Source organism: Bernardetia sp. Wsw4-3y2 (genome assembly GCF_037126295.1).
In the GTDB taxonomy this organism is placed as follows: Bacteria; Bacteroidota; Bacteroidia; order Cytophagales; family Bernardetiaceae; genus Bernardetia.
On the sequence record NZ_CP147017.1, the window covers coordinates 3,277,188 to 3,300,850 of the forward strand.

Annotated in this window: 9 protein-coding genes; 5 read left to right on the forward strand and 4 right to left on the reverse strand. The window is 32.8% G+C overall.

What is annotated here, in order from left to right:
* Nucleotides 1–7 precede the first annotated feature (7 nt).
* Nucleotides 8–1,684, reverse strand: coding sequence for a polyamine aminopropyltransferase (locus V9L05_RS13370; protein ID WP_338812387.1), 1,677 nt, complete (start codon nt 1,682–1,684; stop codon nt 8–10).
* Between the two features lie 229 nt (nt 1,685–1,913).
* On the opposite strand from V9L05_RS13370, the gene V9L05_RS13375 reads away from it, so the two are divergent.
* The 3 genes from V9L05_RS13375 to V9L05_RS13385 all read left to right on the forward strand — a co-directional run bounded on the left by V9L05_RS13375 (nt 1,914) and on the right by V9L05_RS13385 (nt 13,449).
* Nucleotides 1,914–5,774, forward strand: coding sequence for a SpoIIE family protein phosphatase (locus tag V9L05_RS13375; RefSeq protein ID WP_338812388.1), 3,861 nt, complete (start codon nt 1,914–1,916; stop codon nt 5,772–5,774).
* 1,335 nt (nt 5,775–7,109) lie between these two features.
* Entirely contained in the window at nt 7,110–7,544 is a 435-nt protein-coding gene (locus V9L05_RS13380; RefSeq protein ID WP_338812389.1) for a hypothetical protein, read from the forward strand.
* 16 nt (nt 7,545–7,560) lie between these two features.
* Nucleotides 7,561–13,449 carry an HYR domain-containing protein gene (locus tag V9L05_RS13385; protein ID WP_338812391.1) on the forward strand — a complete coding sequence of 1,963 codons (5,889 nt, stop codon included), beginning with the start codon at nt 7,561–7,563 and terminating at the stop codon, nt 13,447–13,449.
* Between the two features lie 91 nt (nt 13,450–13,540).
* Here V9L05_RS13385 and V9L05_RS13390 read toward each other — a convergent pair whose 3' ends face one another.
* The gene (locus V9L05_RS13390) at nt 13,541–14,059 is read right to left on the reverse strand and encodes a YqiA/YcfP family alpha/beta fold hydrolase (protein WP_338792747.1); all 519 of its coding nucleotides are present in this window, start codon (nt 14,057–14,059) and stop codon (nt 13,541–13,543) included.
* A 244-nt stretch (nt 14,060–14,303) separates the two neighbouring features.
* On the opposite strand from V9L05_RS13390, the gene V9L05_RS13395 reads away from it, so the two are divergent.
* Entirely contained in the window at nt 14,304–15,734 is a 1,431-nt protein-coding gene (locus tag V9L05_RS13395) for a DUF4350 domain-containing protein (protein ID WP_338812393.1), read from the forward strand.
* A gap of 70 nt (nt 15,735–15,804) precedes the next feature.
* Complete coding sequence (locus tag V9L05_RS13400; RefSeq protein ID WP_338812395.1) at nt 15,805–16,881, forward strand: MoxR family ATPase; 1,077 nt, start codon at nt 15,805–15,807, stop codon at nt 16,879–16,881.
* A gap of 141 nt (nt 16,882–17,022) precedes the next feature.
* Here V9L05_RS13400 and V9L05_RS13405 read toward each other — a convergent pair whose 3' ends face one another.
* Nucleotides 17,023–22,707, reverse strand: a complete 5,685-nt coding sequence (locus V9L05_RS13405; RefSeq protein WP_338812396.1) for an HYR domain-containing protein — start codon at nt 22,705–22,707, stop codon at nt 17,023–17,025.
* 146 nt (nt 22,708–22,853) lie between these two features.
* Nucleotides 22,854–23,597, reverse strand: coding sequence for a response regulator (locus V9L05_RS13410; RefSeq protein WP_338812398.1), 744 nt, complete (start codon nt 23,595–23,597; stop codon nt 22,854–22,856).
* Between the last annotated feature and the right edge of the window lie 66 nt (nt 23,598–23,663).

Here is a 23,663-nt window from a genome sequence, read left to right on the forward strand (position 1 = left end):
TTGAGTTTTATTCCCATCTCTTCCAACTTTGCTCATAATATTGAATCAAAATTTGGTTGTCTAAGCGATTTACTTTTACAGAATCGCCTTCTCCCTGTTCTTCAATATCTATTCCTAGAAACATATCTTTATCGAAAACAAAAAGTTTAGGCAAAACTTCGGGAGCTAGGTATTTCAAATCTAGCTTTCGTTTTTCCATTTTTTGAGTAAGTGATGTATAAATTTTGTCTAACTGATTTTGAGAAGGCAATCCAATAGTTGTACTGTCATTCTGATTGAACTTTGGATTATTTATTCCCATACTAAATCCCCACATTCCGAAAGCAGGAACATACACATTGAGAGGCAATGCAGAAGGAAAGGCTTCTTGCATTGTTTTTTGAATACACCAAAACGGCTTTGGCGCAAAATAAGGTGAAGTAGATTGAGTAATCAGAACACCATCTCTTGACAAAATTTTCTTAGCCAAACGATAAAACTCTACTGAATAGAGTTTGCCCAAAGAAGCCTCATGAGGGTCTGGCAAATCGACAATAATCAATGAATACTGTTTTTCAGATTCTTCTACAAACTTAAAGGCATCTACATTATGAATCTTCACTTTCGGATTTGAGAGTGAGTTTTGATTTACTTCTCTAAATATTCGGTTGTGCTTTGCTAAATTTGTAATTGCTTTATCTAAATCCACTAAGTCAATACTTTCAATTTCATCATATTTTAGAAGCTCACGAACAGCCAAACCGTCGCCACCTCCCAATATCAAAACGTTTTCTAAATGTCCTGTCATAAGTGCAGGAACATGTACAAGTGTTTCGTGATAACGATATTCGTCTAAAGTAGAAAACTGTAAATTTCCATTAATGAAAAGTTGTGTGTTTTTCTTGTATTTAGTTACTACAATGCGTTGATAAGGTGTTTGGTCAGAATAAATAATTTCATCTTGATACATCATTTGCTCAAAAAAATCACTTATTTGAAACGAATAAATAAAGCCAATTAATAAAACAGCCATTGAAATTGCTGAAAAAGCAAGTTTTGCAGCAGCTTGTTTTAGCTCTGCTCTAAAAACCCAAGCATTAAAAATGGCAATTAAAAGATTTATTATTCCAATAAAAAAAGCCGTTCGCATCAGTCCCAAATAAGGCAAAAGTAAAATTGGAAAAGCAACAGAAGCCACCAAAGAACCCAAGTAATCAAAGGCCAAAACATTGGAAATAGTATCTTTTAAGTTATCGTGTTGCTTTAAGAGACGTGTAACAATCGGGATTTCTAAACCTACAAAAGCTCCCAAAAAAACAATAATAATAAGTGCAACAGCATAATAATTATCTAAAACTGTATAACTAAAATATAAAATTAGTGTAGAACATCCTCCAACAAGACCAAGAATAGTTTCGATAACTACAAACCAATCTAACAGGTTTCGATAAACATATCTACTCAAAAATGAGCCTAAACCCATAGCAGAAAGAAAAAGCCCAATCGTAATCGAAAAGTGAAGAATACTACTTCCCAAAAAATAGGTCGAAATACTGCTTATCAAAAGTTCATACAAAATACCACAAACAGCAATTATAAAAATTGAAGAAAGTAAAATTGGAACTTGTGCAGAGCGTTTTTTATCTTTTTCAGAAACATTTAGATTATGAGAAGCTGGAGGTGTAAAAGAAGTAGTTTTTTCCACTAGAAGTATATAATTGGTTATCTATATTTGAAGATACGAAAATACGATTTATTCTTTTGTAGTAGGTCTTTTTTGGATAAAATTCTGATGAGAAACGATAAAATAGTTAGTTAAATAAAATAATTATATAAATATCTTCTTTAATTCTCAGAAATTTCGTATTATTCTACTAGAAAATTATTCCTCTGTAATTTTCTATAATTATTTCCTTACTTTCTCTAAAAATAGAATGAAACCCTTCTTCTTTATAATTTTATTTTATTGTTTTGTTATTTCTTCTTTTGCCCAAAAATTTGATCAGAGTCAAGAACTACAAGATATTGGCACTCCTTTTATCGATTTATTCTCTCCAAAGGATTATAATGGACACCCTCAAATTTGGTCAATAGAACAAGACAATAATGGAATGATGTATTTTGGTGGGAAAATTGTTTATACCTATGATGGAGTTGCTTGGCGAAGTATTGTAATACCTAATTCAGTAGTGGTCAGAACTTTGGGGAGAGATGCTACTGGAAAAATATATGTCGGAACACGAAATGATTTTGGTTATTTAGCTCCTTCTGATTCTACCTCAGAAATGGAATACTTTAGCCTAACTCAAAATTTGAATGATTCTATAAAAGAGTTTGGAGATGTATGGGACATTAAAGGCAATGATAGCCATGTTTATTTTCTTACTACCAAACAGGTATTTATTTATAATCTCAAAACCAAAAAACTAACTAATACACCTGTTTTAGGAACAACTCTTAGAGGACTTTTACATCAAGGAAATTATTATTTTCATAATACAGAAGGTATAGGGTTTATTAATCCAACTATTCAAAAGACTCAACAATTAGCCAATACAGATACCCTAAAAAAATTTACATTATCAGGAGTTTTGAGTTATAGTCCTACTGAACTATTATTTTTGAGTCAGCCTGGAGAAATTTGGAAATATGATTTATCTACTCAATCCATTTCTTATTTTCCAACAGAAATAGATACTTTTATACAAAACAATCCTCCTACTATTGTTTATCATGCCATTACACTCAAAAATGGAAATATTCTTATTTCTACCATTTTTAAAGGAGCTTTTTTGATAGACAGACAAGGAAAGTTAATCAAAAAAATAGACAAATCTATTGGACTTCCCACCCAAACTATTCCTTATGCTTTTGAAGACCAAAATGAAAATATTTGGCTTGCTTTAGATGCAGGAATAGCAAAATTAGAATTAAAAACTCCCTTTCGATTTTTTGAAGAAGAAAAAGCAGGGTTTGAAGGTGTTGTTTTGTCTATTAAAAAATTTAATGGTATTCTGTATATAGGAACTACAAAAGGGCTTTTTTATAAAAATGAAGCTAATATTTTTGTCAAAATTGAAGGATTAAATGGTTTTTGTTGGGATATAAAAACGCTAGAAATAAATGGCGAAAAACATCTTTATGCGATTACACAAGATAATTTGTTTCATGTAACACCACAAAAAGCCCTACCTATTATTGAATCTAATTCAGCCAATGTTTTTGAGCAATTAAGTCCAAATAAAGCTATTTTAGCAGGCAGAGGAGGATTTACAGTAATGCAATTTGAAGAACCCACAAAAACACAGCTTATTCAAAAAGGAGTTATAGAAGGAGCGCAAGTGCGAACAATTGCGATTTTAGAAAATGAAGTGTGGTTGGGGACAATTCAAGAAGGACTCTATAAAGTTTCTTATACTTCAGATTCTTTGAATACTACTGATATTTTTCATGTAGATAGCATTCCAACAGTTGATAAAAGTAGCGAGTTAAGTGCTTGGGTTTATAATAATGACCTATTAGTGGGGAGTACAAAAGGATTTTATACCTTTAATTCAGAAAAAAACACCTTTGAGCTACATTCTTCTTTAAAAAATACTTCAAAAAAATATTCTGTTTTTCGTTTTACCCATACTCCCAATGACGAATTTTATTTGGTAGGCACAAGTTTGAATGACAAAGTAAATCTGATAGGAGCAGATGAAAATGGAAAAAGACAACTTATTCAAACACCATTTTTGAGATTGCCTGTCATGTCTACACAATCTATTTATTATGATGATGAGAATACACTTTGGATAGGGGGAAGCGAAGGGTTATATCGATACTATCCTCAAAAAGCAGAAAGTTATAAGTATAACAAAATTTCTAAACCAATTATCAGAAAAGTATTTTTAGGAGAAGATTCTTTATTTTTTGGAGGAAATTATGCAAATTCAGAAGGGTTGTTTTTAGAAGCACAACCTAAAGAAGCACAACCAACTTTTATTTATGACAATAATTCATTGACCTTTCATTTTGCTGCAACTATTTTTCAAGAAGGGGTTGAGTATAGCTACAAATTAGAAGGTTATGACAAAGAATTTTCGAATTGGACAACTGAATCTAAAAAATCGTATACTAATTTGTATGAAGGAAATTATACATTCAAAGTAAAGACAAAAAATATTTATAATGTAGAAAGTGAAATAACAACCTATTCGTTCAAAATTCTTCCTCCGTGGTTTAGAGCATGGTGGGCATATCTAATTTATGTTGTGGTGGGAGCTTTGGGTGTTTGGGGACTGATTTGGATAAATACACAGCGACTTAAAAAAGCAAATCAAAGGTTAGAAGATACAGTAAAAGAACGCACAGCCGAACTTATGGAAAGCAATGAAGAGATTGTTCAACAAAACTTTCAACTAAATCAACAAAAAGAAGAAATAGAAGCACAAAATGAAAATCAAAAAGAATTAAATATAAGTCTAAGTATCCAAAAAGAAGAGGTAGAAAAGGCACATAAAAATGTACAATTATTAGCTGAAATAGGACAAGAAATAACAGCTATTCTAAATTTTGAAGACCTTATTAAATCTGTTTATCACAATGTAAATGCACTTATGCCAGCTGATGGTTTTGGTATTGGAATTTTTGATGGCTCTCAAAATAAAATTGGTTTTCAAGGATTTATAGAAAAAGGAGAAAAATTACCTTATCATTTTGATTCTTTACAAGAAAATACGTTAGCTATTAGGTGTTTCAAAAAATTGGAAGAGATAATTATTAATGATTTGGAGACGGAAGGAGAAAAATATGATTTTCAACTTGCAGAAGAACAACAAGGCGAAATTCCTTTGTCATTAGTTTATCTTCCTCTTCAATTAGAAAACAAGCCGTTAGGTGTAATTACAGTACAATCTTTTAAGAAAAATTCATACTCAGAACGTGAACTGACTTTCTTACGTTCATTGGCTTCTTATGTTTCGATTGCTTTAGATAACTCCTCTGCTTATCAACTTATTAATGAAAAAAATCAAAAAATTACTGATTCAATCCGATATGCCCAAACTATTCAGCAAGCTATTTTACCAAGTGAGAAAAAAATAGAAAAACCATTTCGTCTTTCAAATGAGGATTATCAAATTATTTTCAGACCAAAAGATATTGTAAGTGGAGACTTTTATTGGACAAGTCAAACTACAGATTATTTCTTTGTGGCTGCCGTTGATTGTACAGGACATGGCGTACCAGGTGCATTTATGTCTATGATAGGAAATACACTTTTAACAGAAATTGTAGAAATACAAAAAATCTATGAGCCTTCCCTTATTTTAGACAAATTCAATGAGCAATTTGTGGAAGCGTTGCGTCAGGATGAAAATGCCAATAGTGATGGAATGGATGTTTGTTTGTGTAGAGTAAATTTTGATAATAAAAAGACAGAAATTGTGTTTGCAGGTGCAAAACGTCCTTTATTTTATACAGATTATAATGAAAATCAAGAAAATAAAATACAACGTTTGCAGGGCACACGCAAATCAGTAGGAGGAAAACAACGCAACCAAAATAATTTTGAACAGCATATTTTATTACTAAATAAAAAATCAAGAATTTATCTCAGCACAGATGGACTACCTGATCAAAACAATCCACAAGGAGAGAAAATAGGCACTTCAAAACTTATCTATTTGATAGAACAATCATCACACTTGTCTATTAAAGAGCAAATAAAAGAGGTAGAAAATGAACTAGTAAAACATCAACAAAATGCAGAACAACGTGATGATATTACTTTTATAGGAATAGAAGTGTAAAATTTTCTCTTGATTTAGCGCAGTTGTACCTAAATTAGTAAAAGCTGTTTAATCAATACAAATAAACTTTTTTATTGAAAGTTGAATTAATTATCAAAGTTAAAAATCTAGTTTATAGCTCAATAACGAAGGGTGAAAATTTTGGTAGGGTTGCCCTATAAGAAATTATCAAATCTCTAGCTTTTTCTAGCTCTTCTTTTTGTTTCTGCAAATGCCTATCTCACAATTTAAAGCTCCTAGAATAGGGAGTTTAACCAAAAGTGTATCATCATTAGGGTAAGAAGACATGATTTCTCTACTCTTTTTAATTACTTAGGTATATTTTGAGTAATGAGGTAGTGTTCTTAACTTATAAATAAAAACTTGCTTTTTTATCCTTTCATGTTTTATTTTTATATCACATATTTCTAATAAATAAGTTGCTTTGTAATATTTATGAGCATAAAGTATAATTTATGCTTTTTTTAGGTCAAAGCAATCCTGTGTTACTTGTAGTTTTAAATAGAGACTATAAAATAAAAATAGTAGTATTTCATAATTATTTACTCAATAAAAACTGTTTCTACCAATCCATATTATTGTGAATAGTTTCAAAAAAATGATTTGACTTCTCAAAGGTTTATAAAGCTACTTGTTTTTAAAGTAGTGATTATTCTCTCTATTTATACTTTATTATCTTTTTTTGCCCAACTTAGATATAGTTGATGACAAAAAATGGAGCTTTATACTATTTTACTTTATTAATCTGCTTTTCAAAATTGCTTTATTTAAGTTTGTAATAAAATAAATTACTTAATAAGTATGTTTATGTTTTTTTTTTAAAAGTTGCCAAAAACAATAAACATGAACTAATATCAAACTATATGGTATAATATTTTTGGTTTTATTACATGTTGTTTTTGTTTCAAAAATTTGCAAATAAGCTACTTACTTAACTATCTTTGTGATAACTTCTAAAAACTATTAAATAATATACCTATATAAGTATTCAAATTATTTCCACTACTAAATTGGTTATACATTAAAGCTTTCTGTTTTAATATGATTTAATTTATGTATTTATCAATTACTATTTTATTTACTAACCTTTATTCTTATTTGTGAAACATTTACAATTTTAAAATGTAGTGCACTACTACTACTGCTCTGTATAAGAGTAGTACAGAATAGCTAACTCAAACTCTTGTTAGAGGTAAATAGAACTATACTGACACCTCAAATAGAATCAATCTAATAAAGCGAAAGTCCTTTAGTTTCTATTGTAGATAGAGATAACCCACTGGATAACCTTTGTAATAATTTTTAACGACTAGATCTTTTAATATCAATCTTATAATGAAAAAAATATTAGCTTGTAGCATACTGCTACTTTTGGCTTTCATTACTCAAACCCATGCCCAAGAGTTGGGTTGGAAGCTACTCAAGGAAGCAGAAGGTATCCGTGTAGAGTATCAAGTACGTGACTACGCACCCAATAACTCTCAGTATTATATACTTCGTGTAAAAAATAACAACTCTCATGATGTCGCTATTAACTGGGATTATCGTCTCAATTATAGCAATGGACAAGAGGTTTACAATCCCAAGAGTGGAGAACATCATGTAGGGCTTACACTCAAAGCAGGACAGAGCATTGAGGGAAATCTTCCAAGTACAGAGGAAGAAAATCTTCTTACACTTCATTATCGCTTCACAGGACAGCGTGGTAAAATTGTTCCTACTGTTTTAACAGACATTAAGCTTGAACTACTTAAAATTTTCACTCTCTAAAAATACTTTTGTAAATATGTACTCTACAAATAAGCTTTTTATATTTCTTACTAGCTTTATTCTACTTTGGTGTAATCTTGCTATACAAAAAGTACACGCACAATGTTACGCACAAATCACTTCTAGAACTCCTACAGGTACAGTTTGTCCCAATGAGGCTCTTACTTTTGTAGGTACAGGCCAGGGTGTGGCTACAGCTTTTGACTTCAATGGTGCTACCTTCCCTACAGGTTGGGTAGCATCTGCTTTTACACTTGGTCAGCCTTGCTTTAATCCAGCACCTGATGGCACAAACTACTTTTGGTCTGCTGCAGGTGGAGCTGGAGTTCCTCGTTTTGTACAGACGAGTGCTATAGATGCATCTGCAGGTGGAAGCCTGATTTTTGAGATGGACTTTGGAAGAGATGACCCTCAACCAGGTTGTGAAGAAGTGGATGCTAATGAAGGAGTCTTTCTACAATACTCTATTGATGCAGGAACTAACTGGGTAGATATTCAATATTTTGATCCTATAGACCCTTCTGGTGGAGCAATAGGCTACGAATGGATACTACAGAATATTCCAATTCCTCCTGCTGCATATACAGTTTCTACAATGTTTCGTTGGATACAACCGAATCACTCAGGAACAGGTTATGATAACTGGGGATTGGATAATATTTCAGCCAACCAAACTGTTCCTGTGATTGCTCATTCATGGAACTTTGGTGATGGAAGCCCTTTAGATACAAGTGGAGGCACAGTTTCACATGCTTACACTGCAACTGGTGTTTATACAGTAACTTATACTGCCACAGTATTAGGTGGATGTACTAATTCTACTACAACTACAGTTGTGGTGGAAAACCCAACTCTTATAGCACCTGCAGATATAACCAATATAGCTACTACATCTGGTTGTGCTGCAGCACTTAGTAGTGTTACTTTAGGTACACCTACAACTACAGCTACTTGTACTATTGTTAGCTTGACTAATGATGCTCCAGATCCACTGCCTATTGGATCAACAGTAATTACTTGGACGGCTGTATTTTCTAATGGATATACTGCAACAGCAACACAAACTGTCACAGTCATTGATACGGAAGCACCTGTAATTTCAGGATGTGCTTTAGGAACAATAACTGGTACGACAGCAGTAGGAGCTACAACCTGTGAGGCTTCTGTAAGTTGGACAGAACCTACAGCTACAGATAATTGTAGTACACCCACAGTGGTGCGTTCACATAGTCCAGGTGATCTTTTTAGTGTAGGAACTACTAGAGTAACATACACTTTTACAGATGCAGCTCTAAATTCTACGTCTTGTTATTTTGATGTTGTTGTTACTGATAATGTAGCTCCTGTTATTACAAACTGCCCATCTGATATTTCAGTAGATAATGACAGTGGTGTATGTGGAGCTATTATAAACTGGACAGCATTAAGAGCAACTGATAATTGTGAGGGTGTAATTATACCACCACTTAGCTTTACTAATGCAGGTGCTACAGGCAAATCAGGTCCAACACAAGCTCAGCTTGATGCTGCTTATACAGGTGACTATCTAGATGGAATAGTAACTTCAGTTGGAGGTATTCAAGAGTTTGTTGTACCTACAACAGGTGTATATTTGATTAATGCTGTTGGGGCAGCTGGAGGGAAACAAAGATATGCTCCTGGTTTTCTTGGTGGAAAGGGTGCTCAGGTTGAGGGAGAATTTAATTTAACAGCAGGTGATGTCATACGCATTCTTGTCGGTCAAAAAGGAGAAGATACTCGTGCAATGAATCAAGATAATGCTTCACCTGGTGGTGGGGGTGGTAGCTTTATTTGGAACGTTACTACAGGAGAACTACTTGTTGCTGCTGGTGGTGGTGGTGGTGGTGGACGCCAAACTCATGCTGGGGCAAACGCTAACTTAACAACTCAAGGGAATCAATCTGCTGACTTATTAGGTAATGGAGGAACATTAGGAAATGGAGGAACAAATAATGTTGGAGGTAATAGTTATTGGGCTGGAGCTGGTGCAGGTTGGTTCACTGATGGAACAGGAGGAAACAACGGAACTAATTATGACTTTAATACAGGTTTTCAAGGTGCTCAAGGTGGGCGTCGTCCTCTAAATGGAGGACTTGGAGGTGTTCGTTGGATTGATACAGGAGGTGATGAAGGAGGCGATGGTGGTTTTGGCGGTGGCGGCGGTGGCGGCTCTGATAACATGGGTGCAGGTGGTGGTGGTGGCTACTCTGGTGGTGGTGGTGGTAGAGACTACTCCTTCAATTATGCAGGTGGTGGTGGTGGATCTTTTGTTAGTCCAACAGCTATTTCAAACAACCTAGTAGGTGCTACAAACACAGGACATGGGCAGGTAAATATCAATTTGATTAATGGAGGTGGGGCAATAGTTGCACAGACTGACTTAACAGGTTTCTCTTCTGGATCAACCTTCCCTATAGGTACTACGACTATAGAATATACTGCAACAGATGCAGCAGGTAATACAAGTGCTTGTTCTTTTGATGTAACAGTAAATGATACACAAGCTCCTACAGTAGTTTGTCAGAGCCTAACTATTCAACTAGATGCAACAAATAATGCAAGTATCACAGCATCACAAATAGACAATGGAAGCATAGATAATTGTAGTATCGCATCAATTTCTGTAAGTCCAAGTAGTTTTACTTGTGCAAATGTGGGTACGAATAATGTAATTCTGACTGTTACTGATGCTAGTGGAAATACATCTACTTGTACAGCAACAGTTATAGTAGAAGATAACCAACTTCCAGTTCTGACAGCACAAGCAGATTTTACAAGAAATACAGATATTGGAACTTGCAGTTTTGTTAATATAGACATTCCAGATGGAGTAGCTTCTGACAACTGTTCTATCACTTCTTATCAGTATGTTCTGACAGGCGCAACAACGGGAACAGTTACCACTTTAGTAAATCAAATATTTAATGTCGGTGTTACGACAGTTACTTGGACAGCAACCGATGCAAGTGGAAATATTTCTGTAAGTGATGAGTTTACAGTTACAGTAAGCGAGACGCAAATTCCAACACTAACACCTCAAGCCGATTTTATAAGAAATGTTGATGCAGCAGTTTGTACTTTTACTAATACTGATATTCCAAACGGAGTAGCAACAGATGACTGTACAATCGCTTCTTATTCGTATGTCTTTACAGGTGCAACAACAGGAACAGTAACTACACTTACAAATCAAGTATTTAATGTTGGAGTTACGACTGTTACTTGGACAGTAACGGATGTAAGTGGAAATATTTCTGTAAATGATGTATTTACAATTACAGTAAATGATGCACAAAATCCAATGCTAACAGCTCAAGCAGACTTTACAAGAAATACAGATAATGGAACTTGCAGTTTTGTTAATATAGACATTCCAAATGGAGTAGCTTCTGACAACTGTGCTGTCGCTTCTTATCAGTATGTTTTGGCAGGCGCAACCACAGGAACAGTCACTACTTTAGTAAATCAAGTATTCAATGTTGGAACTACAACAATTACTTGGACAGCAACCGATGTAAATGGAAATGTTTCTACAAGTGATGAGTTTACAGTTATTGTTTTGGACAATCAATTACCAATCGTTACTTGTCCTGCTGATATTGTAGTTTCAAATACAGGTAGTTGTAGTAGTATTGTAACTTACAATCTTCCAACAGCAACAGATAATTGTGGTATTGCTTCTATCGTTCAAACAGCAGGATTGCCATCTGGTAGCTCATTCCCTCCCAACACAACAACGAACACATTTCAAATAACTGATGTAAATGGAAATAGTACAACTTGTTCATTTGATGTTACTATAAATCAAGTTTATGAATTGATTTATTCTGGAACTATCTTTACAGAAGAGACTTATGCTACTAATTCTGGTAGAATAGAGAATGTCATCACTATTGAAAGTTATTCTTGCGATATTTTTGCTGGTTTGGTTGGAGAAGATTACGTAACCACAGGAAAAGTAAATGTTTCTAATGTACCTAATGGTCTTACAGCATCAATAATAAAAATATCAGATACAGAACTTCGCTTTTCATTGCAAGGAGCTGCAAACCCAAATACACGAGCAGAGAGCATAAACGATTTATCTGTTGCTTTTAATGACAATGCTTTTAATGGAGTTGTAGCAACTGATGTGAATAATTCCGTCCGTACAGATCTACAAGTAATTTTTGAAAATCATTTACCAATAAATTTAAGATCAACTGGTCTTTCTACCTCACAGATAAGATTATATTGGAATGAAGATACAGGCTACGAAGCTTTTCGTTTGTATAGAGGAATTACTAGAATTGCTGATTTGCCAGGTAACGCAACTTATTACATAGATGAAAATCTAGATGCTGATACCTTTTATCAATACCATATATTTGGACTTGTAAATGGAACAGAAATGGAAATTTCTAGAACAAATAATTGGACATATCCTCTTGCTCCAACATTCATATCTTTAAGTAACATTTGTGAAAGTGGACAAGCACAGCTTACATTGACTAGTAGTGCATTTTTCTATAATGTATATGCAGATTCTATAAGCCAAACAGCACTTATGATGAGTGATGGAAATGATGCTTTTCTACTTCCTTTTATCAGCCAAACCACTACTTTTTATGTAAGTGTAATTGGTCAAGATCCTCTTATTTTAAAAGAAAGCACTAGAATACCTGTAAGAGTAGAGCCAGAAATAGGATTTGATGCTAGTATTGAAGGAGAAAGTATTCAGTTGAGTTGTGAAAATTCAATAGAATTAATTGCTCAGGAAGTACAAGGAGCTACTTATACTTGGCTTTTGAATGGAAGAAGCCTAGGTCGTACTGGAAGAAACATAATAGTTGAGAATTCGGGTAATTACCAAGTTAAGATTCAAAGAAGCAACTGTGCATTTACTTCAGAAAAGGTAGTAGTCAAACTTAATCAAACTCCAATAGCTCAAATAGAACAGCCAAATGGTGTGAAATTTTGTAATGAAGGAGTTTTAAGTGCAAGTAATATCAGTTCGGAATCCAACTATCAATGGCTATTAAACGATATAGTAGTTGGAGAAGGTACGAATGTTTCAGTTTCGCAATCTGGTATTTATACGCTTAAGGTAACTAAAAATGACTGTCAAGTGTCAGCACAAGTGGAAGTAGTAATTTCTTCATCTCCACAATTACCTATATTGACAGCTACTGAAAATGCTATTTGTCCAACTACTGCAACTACAATTTCTGTACAAAACGTTGAAAATGGTGTTGTTTATCAGTGGTTCAGAAATGGTAGAAATATAGGACAGATAGGAAACTCTCTCACTACTTCAATACAAGGTGATTATCAAGTTTATTCTCAAAATAATGTTTGTTCTATTGCCTCAGAAAAACTAAAAGTTAGTCGTTTTGATGTACTGCCAATATATTTAAGAGTAAGTCAAGACAAAAAATCTCTTTTCTTAGAAGATGCAAATGGCTCTCAATCTGATATTGCGAGTGTAGAATGGTATTTAAATGGAGAATTAGATGCGTCTTTAGGTACAAACTCAGAAGTTATTCCAACAGAAAATGGTCATTATTCTGCAAAAATAACTAATCAAAATGGTTGTATTACAGAAACTAGAGTCGCTTACTTTGCTTTACCAGTAGTTACAGGAGAAGAAACAGAAGAAAGTAGTCTTTTTAAGATTTATCCAAATCCAAGTACAGGACTATTTAATATTCATTTTGGAACTGTTCTTTTGGAAGATATACAAATTACTGTTTTTGATGGAATTGGAAGAATTATTTATTCAACTACTTTCCAAAAAGGAAGTCAAGACTTCAACCTAAATCTTAAAAATAATTCAAGTGGAATGTATATGATTCATTTCAATCAGAATCAATCAACATATACAAAACAAATTATTATTAACTAAAATCAAATGTATTAAAATAGTAAAAACCATTCTTCACTGAAGAATGGTTTTTTTATGAAATTGGGTTTGTAAATCTAATAGTTTTTCTATCCTAATTTTTTATTTTTTCAAAAAAGAAATTCAATTCATCATCAAAAATATCAAATGGAATTTGGTGAGCTAAATCATTGCGAAGGTGAATAGATAAAGGTTCGTCTTCATTCATATCATTCATCAAAATAGGCAAAGTGTCAAAAGGATTTATTATATCGTCGTGTCTTCCCAAAATTACACGTAAATATTCTTTACGAAGGTTTTTTATTTTATTTATGGTAATGGGCAAAGCAGGCAATTCTTGAATAGTGCTTCTGTAAGGCAGGGCAGGATTGAATGCCAAACACGGAATTTGCCAAAACCAAGATAGATAATAAGCCGTTAAACCTCCCATACTGCTACCAATGACAAGCTCTATTTTTTGATTCTGATAACGCTCTAATAAAGTCTGAATCGTATAAGGGTCTTGACGATAATCTATCGAAGGAGCAATAAGGTTATTTGTATATTTTTCTAAAATAACTCGCTTTTCATCAGACAAAAAGCTGTCTAAACCGTGTAAATAAAGTGTCTTCATTTTTATGTAAAGTTATGAGTAAGATAATTCACTAGAAATAAAAAATACGATTTTATAGCAAAAAATGGTAAAGATTTTTATAAAGGTAAGTCAATATCGAATTAATTACGTTATTTTTAGTAAATTTAGTTTTCAAATTAAAAAAGAGAATGAAATACGAAATAAAATAAAATTTTAGAAAAAAAGATAGTTTTAGTAGACTTCTACATAAAAATCAAGTCAGAAAATCAAAAGAAATAGATTCATGGAAAAAAGAACTTTTACAAATATTCTTATCACTTTAGGTGTTTTGGCACTAATTCCGATTGGTTTTTGGCTTTTTGCTTATCTGCAAAATCAACATGTAGATTGGAGTGAAACTTACATAACAAAAAGCAAAGAACCCTATAATAATTATATGGTTTTTAATTTGTTGAAGAATTATAAGACAGAAAAAGAATTTGTTGTTGTAGATGACCTATTGACTGAAAAACTTGCAGAAGAAGAAATCAAAAATGCAAAAGAACCAATATCTTATGTTTTTTTAGGTGATTTTCCTTACTTATTAGATGAGGAGATAGATTCTTTACTGAATTTTGTAGAGGGTGGAAATACTGCTTTTTTTGCTGCTAATACCTTTCCTGATACTTTATTTACACTATTAGAATTAGACAATCAAGTATATCAATATGTATATGATTCATTGGTTGCTACAAACTTTACAAACTCAGCTCTTTTAGAAGAAAAAGACTTTGTATTTAATCACTCAAAAAGAAATGAATCAGTAGCTCATTCGTGGAATTATTTCAATGATTATCTTTTAGAGAAAAAGAAAACAAATAAAGCATTAGGCTTTCTTCATAAAAAGACTAAAATGAATAAGGCAGATACTTATCGAAATAAAAACAACGATAATTACCAAAACGAAGAGTATGAAGAGTATAATGAAAATTATGAGGATGAAAATTATAATGACCAATATACAGACTCAGATATAGAAGAGAGTGAAGAAAATTATATGACAGACGAATTTAGTAATCATACTAATTTCATTCGTGTCAAATATGGAAAAGGATATTTCTATTTTCATAAAAACCCAGTTCTTTTTACCAACTATTATCTTATTCAGGAAAACGGAAAAAAATATGCTGAAAGAGCTTTATCTTATCTTTCAGAAGGGGATATTTTGTGGGACGAACGTTCACATTATTACAAACAAATAAAAGGCGAATATAAGAAGCAAGGTAGAAGTCCTAGCCCATTAAGTTATATCCTTTCACAACCTTCATTGGCTTGGGGATATTATACTTTATTAATTAGTGCGCTTTTATTTGTTATTTTTAGAGGAAAAAGAATGCAACGTATCATTCCAATTTTAAGAAAAGAACAAAATACATCATTAGAGTTTACAAAAACAGTAGGGCAACTTTATTATTTACAAAAAGACCATAAACGACTTTCACAACTCAAAATCCGTCTTTTCTTTGATTTTATTCGTACCAAATATCATATGAATACACAACATATAGATGAAGATTTTAGAAAAAAACTCTCTGAGCGTTCAGATATAAATAGAGAACTGATAGATTTGCTTTTGGCTGATATTCAGAAAGTAAACGGACAGCACGAGGTATCTGAATGGCTTTTACGAAAAATACATACTCAAATTCAAGAATTTTATACACATTGTAAATAAAAATTAATTACCAACTGAAATTCAGAGTAGTCAATTCTTAGTTTAAAAAATCTAACTTCTAACTTTATTTATGCAAGATTATTCAGATAATATGTCAGATAATTCATCCGAAAATCAATATCAAAATGATTTTCAGTCAGGAGAGATAAATCAGAATGAAAATTCGCATCAAGAATCTACTTTTACATCTTCTTCCAATGCTCAACTAGATTTTATTTATCAATCTGTTTCAAGAGTAAAATCTGAAATTCATAAAATAATCATTGGTCAAGATGAAATGATAGATTTGCTTTTAGTAAGTTTGTTTGCTGACGGACATGTACTTTTAGAAGGTGTTCCAGGGGTTGCCAAAACAATTACAGCCAAATTATTAGCTCGTACCTTGTCAATTGATTTTTCAAGAATTCAGTTTACGCCTGATATGATGCCAACTGATATTTTGGGTACAACTATCTATAGTCTTCAAGAGGCAGAGTTTAATTTTACACCAGGTCCTATTTTTTCTCAAATCGTTTTGATTGATGAGATAAATCGTGCGCCAGCCAAAACTCAAGCAGCACTTTTTGAGGTAATGGAAGAACGCCAAGTAACAATTGATGGAACAACACACAAAATGAAACTTCCATTTTTTGTAATTGCTACTCAAAACCCTATCGAACAAGAGGGAACATATCGTCTGCCTGAGGCACAATTAGACCGTTTCTTGTTTCGTATTAGCTTAGATTATCCAACACTTAGCGAAGAAAAACAAATTCTTTATCGTTTTAAAAATCAACTTCAAAATGATATTTCGATTGTAAATCCTGTTTTGAAAGGTGAAGATATTTTGGCGTGTCGCAAGATTGTAGAAGAAGTTCATATTAAAGACGAACTCTTAGATTATATTGCCGAAATTACCTACCAAACTAGAAATCATGGTTCGCTTTATTTGGGAGCTTCGCCTCGTGCCTCACTTGCTATTATGCGTGCTTCGAAGGCGATGGCAGTTTTGCGTGGTCGTATGTTTGTAACACCAGAAGATATTCAAGAAGTATCTTATCCAGTTTTGGGACATCGTATTATGATAACACCAGAGCGAGAAATGGAAGGACTGACAGGCGAAGATTTGGTAAAAGAAATGATACAGAAATTAGATGTGCCTAGATAATTAAAAATAACAAAACGCCATTTTTATTTTAGAATTTGGCGTTTTTTTATGCACTTTTTTGCACAAAAAAACCATTCCTCAATGAAGAATGGCTTTTTCTATATGTTACTTTAATCCATTGATTTTTTTGATTATTTTTTTCTATTCGATAATAAGTTGTTTTGATTGAGTTGAGTTATTTTTATTGAAATGAATCATATACATTCCACTAGGCATTTTTTCAAGATTTATTTTGAAATCTTGATTGCCTTTTTCAAAAGTGGTGGTATATATTTTTCTACCGATTCCATCAAGAATAGTAATTTCAATGTTTTCTAAGAGAACAGTTCCAAAGTGAATAGTAAATATTCCTGTACTTGGATTAGGATAGATTTTGAACACATCAGTTTTTGAATTTTCTTCTCCTGTAATAATATCTTGAGTAGAAAAATACGCTGTTCTAGTCTGAATTATACAGCCATTTTGATTTATTATTTTGGCAGAATAATATCCTTTTTCTGTTGGAATAATTTCAAACTCTGTTCCTAAATTAGCTTTCAATTCGCCATTAAAATACCATTCTACATTTGCAATTTCAGCTTGAGAAGTATTTACATCTTCTAAGAAAAGAGATTTTTGATCTTCACTGAGCCTCAAGTAAATAGGAGAAGTTGTAAAGTGATTGATTTCTATCTCATTTGAAACTACACTACACCTATTATTCTGATGAGAGATTGCTTCTACTTGATATTTTCCTTGTATAGAGGTAGAAATTGAATTTCCTGTTTGAGTCAATAGTTTTCCACTTCTAAACCAGTGATAATTTACTCCATTCTCTACATTTTGAATAGAAATTGTAGTTTCAAAGTTGGGACAAATTGTGTTTTGAGTGGTTTCTAAAACAGGAGTTTGAGGACTATCTGTTACCACAACCTCAATACTTGTGCTTGCTTGACAATTATTTTCGGTAGTCACTTGAAGTGTATAAATTCCAGACTGAGTAACTTCTTGACTTTGATTATTTCCAATGACCATATTATTTAAAAGCCATCTGTAAACCAAATTTTGTCCTGTTTCAACGGCATTAATAGTTCCATTTTGACAGAATTTTATGCCATTTTGCTGTTGGATTTTTGCAACTGGATTTTGATTTAATCTGACTCTTACTTTTTCAGATATAAAACTACAAGCTCCCTTTGAAATGCGAACTTGATAATCGCCAAAATGGTTTGCTGTAATTGTTTGGTCAGTTAATCCCAAATTATTTCCATTCAAATACCATGTATAAGTTGCATTTTCTACTTCTTGAGCTGTTAGTTCAGTCGTATTTTCACAGCTTATTTGACTATTTTCTCCAAGTATTTTGGCTTCAAAAATTGGCTGAACTTCTACATTTATAGCTGTTCTTGCACTTTCTTTTCCTCCAATTCCGATAACAGAAACATAGAACGTGGTATTTTGAGAAACAGAAGGTAATTCAAAGTCTGTGTTGTAACTTTCTAGAAGTAAATCTCCATTTGTCTCTTGGTTGTACACCCTGAATATAGCTCCTGAACCTCTTACTTTTAGAGTTGCATTTCCATTTCCACAGATAGTAGAAACTGAAATCAAAATAGGGTTTTCTGGGAACGTCCATTCATTATCAGCAGAAGGGTCAGTTTCTATGTTTTGACTTACAATCCCTACTAATTTGTAACTGTAATAGGTATCTGCATTCAGATTTTGATCTTCAAAACTTGTTGTTGTAGTCGAAAACTCTCTTATAAAATGTTCATTTCTATATAATCTATAAGCTCTATGGATAGCATTTGTTTCCCATGTCAGATTTATTTGAGAAGTAGAAACTGAATTTGCACGAAGATTCAAAGGAATGAAATCTAAGAAACGAATCACTAAATCTGTTTTGGTAGAAGTGATTACATTTGCAGCCGTAACACCCACAAAAGCAGCATCATTGAAAATTACTGTTAAGTTTTCAATTTCATCGATAACTGCATTATTTATAGCCGAACCATTGAGTTTGAAAGCTAATTCTGTATCAGAAATTTTAATAATTGAAGCTGTCAGTCCAGCAGGAATATTTGAAACATTTACTTTTCCAGTGGTTACAAAATCTTCTCCGTTTGTTCCTGTAAAAATATCACAGGCATAACTTTTTATAGAAATTGTATTTCCCAAAACGCCTGAAGTGGTTGGATAAATTTCAGAAAAACTTGCTGATGAATATAGAAGTTCATAACGCTGATTGACTGTAACATCAAAGGAACAAGTGGCTGTATTTCCACTATTATCAGTTACAATAAATGTATTTGTAGTTGTTCCAACAGGATATAAATCTCCAGAAGCAATTCCTGCTGTTTGATTGAGTGAAGCAATTCCACAGTTATCAGAAACAATAGGCAAGGCAAAATTTACCACTGCGCCACAAACATTAGGGTCATTATTGACAATTATATTTGTCGGACAAGTAATGACTGGGTTTTGCGTATCAGAAACGGTAACAGTAAAATCATCATTTGCAGAAGTATTTCCATTTATATCATTTGCAGTCCAAGTAATTGTTGTAATTCCTACGTTGAAAACTTGATTTATTAAATCTGAAACTGTTCCAGTTGTTGCACCAGTCAGAACATAAGAATAGGAAGCAACAGAACAATTATCTGCTGCACTTCCATTTGGAATATTGGTTGCACCTATTAGATTTGTGAAATTACAATTTCCTACATCTGCATTTCTTGTGAAATTTGCTTGTGCTGTCAGAATTGGTAATTGAATATCATTTACTGTTACAGTAAAATTATCAGAGTTGGAAATATTTCCATTTGTATCTGTTGCTGTCCAAGTTACAGTTGTTGTTCCCACATTGAAAACTTGATTTGCTAAAGTTGTAACTGTTCCAGTTGTTGCACCAGTCAGAACATAAGAATAAGAAGCAACGGAACAATTATCAGAAGCTACTCCGTTGGGGATGTCTGTATTAGTAAAATTACAAACTCCATTATTTGCATTTCTTGTGTAATTTGACTTTGCTGTTAGAATTGGTAGTTGATTATCAGAAACTGTAACTGTAAAATCATCACTCAAAGAAACATTACCATTTGCATCAGTTGCAGTCCAAGTAACTGTTGTAGTTCCTACGTTGAATACTTGATTTACTAGAGTTGTAACTGTTCCAGTTGTTGCGCCAGTCAGAACATAAGAATAGGAAGCAACAGAACAGTTATCAGTAGCACTTCCATTTGGAATATTTCCTATTCCTGCTGGATTTACAAAACTACAATTTCCTATATCTGCATTTCTTGTAAAGTCTGTCTGTGCTGTTAGAAGTGGTAATTGATTATCATTTACAGTAACTGTAAAATCATCACTCAAAGAAACATTACCATTTGCATCATTTGCAGTCCAAGTAACTGTTGTAGTTCCCACATTGAAAACTTGATTTGTTAAATCTGCAACTGTTCCAGTTGTTGCACCAGTTAAAGTGTAAGAATAGGAAGTAACAGAACAATTATCTGTTGCAATTCCGTTTGGAATATCGGTATTTACAAAACTACAATTTCCTACATCTGCATTTCTTGTAAAGTCTGTCTGTGCTGTTAGAAGTGGTAATTGATTATCATTTACAGTAACTGTAAATTCATCACTTGTAGAAATATTTCCATTTATATCTGTTGCTGTCCAAGTAATTGTCGTAATTCCCAAATTGAAAACTTGATTTGCTAAAGTTGTAACTGTTCCAGTTGTTGCACCAGTCAGAACATAAGAGTAAGAAGCAACGGAACAATTATCTGTTGCAATTCCGTTTGGAATATCGGTATTTACAAAACTACAATTTCCTACATCTGCATTTCTTGTAAAGTCTGTCTGTGCTGTTAGAAGTGGTAATTGATTATCATTTACAGTAACTGTAAAATCATCACTTAGAGAAATATTTCCATTTACATCTGTTGCAGTCCAAGTAATTGTCGTAATTCCCACATTGAAAACTTGATTTGTTAAATCTGCAACTGTTCCAGTTGTTGCACCAGTTAAAGTGTAAGAATAGGAAGCCACAGAACAATTATCTGTTGCTATTCCGTTTGGAATATCTGTATTTATGAACGAACAGTTTCCTACATCTGCATTTCTTGTAAAGTCTGTTTTAGCTGTCAGTGTTGGTAATTGATTATCATTTACAGTAACTGTAAATTCATCACTTAAAGAAATTTTTCCATTTACATCTGTTGCTGTCCAAGTAATTGTCGTAATTCCTACATTGAATACTTGATTTGTTAAATCTGCAACTGTTCCAGTTGTTGCACCAGTTAAAGTGTAAGAATAGGAAGCCACAGAACAATTATCTGTTGCTATTCCGTTTGGAATATCTGTATTTGTAAAATTACAATTTCCTACATCTGCATTTCTTGTAAAGTCTGTTTTAGCTGTCAGAGTTGGTAATTGATTATCATAAACAGTAACTGTAAAACTGTCACTTAGAGAAATATTTCCATTTGTATCAGTTGCTGTCCAAGTAACTGTCGTAATTCCTACGTTGAAAACTTGATTTGCTAATGTTGTAATTGTTCCAGTTGTTACCCCAGTCAAAATATATGAATACGAAGCAACAGAACAATTATCTGTAGCTGTTCCATTTGGAAAAGCTAATACCCCTGAGTTTATGTAACTACAATTTCCTACATTTGTAGTTACTCCATAGCTTGGTCTTCTTATTAGAATAGGTTTTTGATTATCTGAAATAGTAACTGTAAAATCATCAGAATTGGAAATATTTCCATTTGTATCAGTTGCTGTCCAAGTAACTGTTGTAGTTCCAACATTAAAAACTTGATTTAGTAAAGTTGTAACTGTTCCAGTTGTTGCACCTGTCAGAACATAAGAATAAGAAGCAACTGTACAATTATCTGCTGCTATTCCATTTGGAATATTTGTATTTGTAAAAGTACAATTTCCTGCATCTGCATTTCTTGTATAATTTGGTTTTGCTGTCAGTGTTGGCTTTTGTGTATCTTCATTTACTGTAACTGTAAATGATTTTGTAGCTATATTTCCTGCTACATCAGTAGCTCTAAAAGTATTGGTAGTAACACCAATAGGAAAGGCACTCCCAGAAGGTAAACCTGCTATTTGTGTTATAGTAGAAGTAGCCAAAACATAATTTATCTTACCTAAGAAAAAAGCATCTTGAGTAAGAGATACAGTTCCACTAAAAAGACCCCTTGCAAGAATATGATTAGAAGTAGTAAAGTTAGCATCTCCTATATTTGCATTTGCTGTTACTGAAGATGCAAGTATAGAAGGTACAGTAGGTGAATAACCTCTAACCCAAATAGAATATGTTTCCCCTGCTAGAAGAGCTAAATTTCCAACTTCTACATTATAATAGGATAGATTAGCTCCAGTAAATGAAATAGTTGTATTAGCTGCCAATGTCCAAGCAGCAGCATTGTTTTCGAAGCCAGACCTTGTGCCTCTTTTATAATATACTTCAACAAAATAAGGGTTTGCTGCCACTCCATTTGTATAAGGTGAAACATCAAGAGAAGTAATAACCATTGAATTAGTAGGTGTAATGTCAAAAATTACTCCTGATCCATCAAGCCTTAGAGCAATTGCAGCTCCATCCGTAGTATTAGTAGCTGTTATAATAGGTGCATCATCAACCTTATCTCCAGCAGCCACTTGATAATTCAATACTCTAGTTTGTCCACTTTGTACACAATCAAAAGAGGCATTTTGAGGCATTGCAAAAACAGGGGGAGTGGTATCTTGTGCTTTTATTTGATAGGAAATTGCAAGTAGTATAAAAAGTAAAATGCTATTTTTAAGTAGAAGTAGTAGCTTTTTCATGAGGTAAAAGTTTTTTTAGTAAATTTTACTTCAAAAATACTCATTCTCTATATGTGAAACTTAACAAGGTACTTCAGTGGTTAAAATTTGGTGTTGAGTGGTTGATTTTAAGAGTTAAGCGTTTTTAACTTTTTGTTAATTTTTATCTATTTGAGCATATTGAGCCTACTAAGTAAGTTTTCTTTGTGCCTTCGGCTAATATCATAATGATTTTTACCTATGGTAAGTACATTGTCTTGCAAATCAATATTATCTATAAAATAAGCATTAACAATGGTATTTCTGTGTATTTGTACAAAATCAGTAATTGGCAAACGCTCTTCAATTTCTTTGAGAGGCATCTTGACAGTAAATGTTTTTTCTTTTGTAGTAATCTGACAGGTTTTTTCTATTATTTCAACAACCAAAATATCTTTAATGGCTACTTTTTGTAGTTGATTAGTTTCTGTTTTGATAAAAAAATGGTCACGAATCAAAATATCACTTTTCCATTGCTTTCCATCTTCAATATGATTGGACTTTGCATAACGAGAAATAGCTAATTCAATAGTGCGTTGCAATAAGTCAGCATCAATAGGTTTTGTGATATAAGCATAAGGATTTGCTTCTTTGGCAGAATCAAAAATAGCTTTATCTTCATACGAAGTAATAAAAATAATAGGCACAGAAAACTCTGAATTAGAAATTTTTTTGGCAACCTCAATTCCATTCATCGAACCATTGATATGAATATCCATCAGAGCCAAATCAGGTTTCATACTCACAAAAAAACGAAGCATTTCTTCTGAATTATCTGTTATTCCGACCAATTCATAACCCAAATCATCTTCAACAATTCTTTTAATAGTGTTGGCAAAAATAGGCTCATCTTCTACTGCAATAATTCTCATATATGTTGTGTATTTTATGTCATCGATGGGACACCGACAACGGCAGAGGTTTTTAGGTAATAAAAA

What these genes read in the sequence shown, in the direction of transcription:
- V9L05_RS13380 (WP_338812389.1), top strand. Translation starts at nt 7,110, where the DNA reads ATGAAAAAAATATTAGCTTGTAGCATACTGCTACTTTTGGCTTTCATT.
- V9L05_RS13405 (WP_338812396.1), bottom strand. Translation starts at nt 22,707, where the DNA reads ATGAAAAAGCTACTACTTCTACTTAAAAATAGCATTTTACTTTTTATA.
- V9L05_RS13400 (WP_338812395.1), top strand. Translation starts at nt 15,805, where the DNA reads ATGCAAGATTATTCAGATAATATGTCAGATAATTCATCCGAAAATCAA.
- V9L05_RS13385 (WP_338812391.1), top strand. Translation starts at nt 7,561, where the DNA reads ATGTACTCTACAAATAAGCTTTTTATATTTCTTACTAGCTTTATTCTA.
- V9L05_RS13390 (WP_338792747.1), bottom strand. Translation starts at nt 14,059, where the DNA reads ATGAAGACACTTTATTTACACGGTTTAGACAGCTTTTTGTCTGATGAA.
- V9L05_RS13410 (WP_338812398.1), bottom strand. Translation starts at nt 23,597, where the DNA reads ATGAGAATTATTGCAGTAGAAGATGAGCCTATTTTTGCCAACACTATT.
- V9L05_RS13395 (WP_338812393.1), top strand. Translation starts at nt 14,304, where the DNA reads ATGGAAAAAAGAACTTTTACAAATATTCTTATCACTTTAGGTGTTTTG.
- V9L05_RS13375 (WP_338812388.1), top strand. Translation starts at nt 1,914, where the DNA reads ATGAAACCCTTCTTCTTTATAATTTTATTTTATTGTTTTGTTATTTCT.